Origin of the sequence: Actinoplanes rectilineatus, assembly GCF_000962825.1 — a bacterium.
In the GTDB taxonomy this organism is placed as follows: Bacteria; Actinomycetota; Actinomycetes; order Mycobacteriales; family Micromonosporaceae; genus Actinoplanes; species Actinoplanes rectilineatus.
Genome location: NZ_JZKF01000218.1, coordinates 1 through 909, shown reverse-complemented (window position 1 = coordinate 909; position 909 = coordinate 1). Strand labels below are relative to the sequence as shown.

1 protein-coding gene and 1 rRNA gene are annotated in these 909 nt (G+C 70.3%); one reads left to right on the top strand and one right to left on the bottom strand.

Features of this window, described 5'->3' with window-relative positions; translation table 11 throughout:
* A 5S ribosomal RNA gene (rrf, locus tag WH85_RS48050) occupies positions 1 to 98 on the top strand; the annotation flags it as partial.
* Positions 99 to 165: 67 nt separating this feature from the next.
* Here rrf and WH85_RS52040 read toward each other — a convergent pair.
* On the bottom strand, positions 166 to 909 hold a 744-nt coding region (locus tag WH85_RS52040), incomplete at its 5' end, for a hypothetical protein (protein WP_045748586.1).

Here is a 909-nt window from a genome sequence, read left to right as displayed (position 1 = left end):
GGGAAACGCCCGGTTACATTCCGAACCCGGTAGCTAAGCCCTCCAGCGCCGATGGTACTGCACTCGGGAGGGTGTGGGAGAGTAGGACGCCGCCGGACTAAACTTATCGGTCGAGGGCCGCCCCAGCTCGGGGTCGGCCCTCGACTGCGTTTACGAGCAAGTCTCCTAGTAACTTTGTGTGTTGAGGTCAGGCCGCCCGGACCGAGGGCCCGCCGCCGTACTTGGAAGGAATAATCCGTGACTACAGGACCGCAGGACGGCGGCTCCAGCAAGCGCGACGACGACGGTCGCTCCGACCGCAGTCGCGACGGTGGCGCCGACGCGCGCCGCGGTGACCGTGGCGGCGATCGCCCGAGCGGTGATCGCGGAGGATTCCGGGGCGGCGACCGCAACCGTGGCGGCTACCAGGGTGGTGGCGACCGCGGTGGATTCCGTGGTGGCGACCGCGACCGTGGTGGTTTCCGTGGCGGCGATCGGCCGAGCGGTGACCGTGGTGGTTACCAGGGTGGTGGCGACCGGGGTGGATACCGCGGTGGTGACCGGCCGAGTGGTGACCGTGGTGGTTACCAGGGTGGCGGCGATCGCGGCGGTTTCCGCGGTGGCGACCGTGACCGTGGCGGCTACCAGGGCGGTGGCGACCGGGGCGGCTTCCGTGGTGGTGACCGTCCCAGTGGCGGGTTCCGCAGCGAGGACCGTGGCGGCGACCGGGGCATCTCCCGTGGTGGGGACCGTCCGAGCGGCGGCTACCAGGGTGGTGGCGACCGGGGTGGATACCGCGGTGGTGACCGTCCCAGTGGTGACCGTGGTGGTTACCAGGGTGGCGGCGATCGCGGTGGTTTCCGTGGTGGGGACCGTCCGAGTGGTGACCGTGGTGGCTTCCGTAGTGGTGGCGACCGTCCGGGTGGCGAC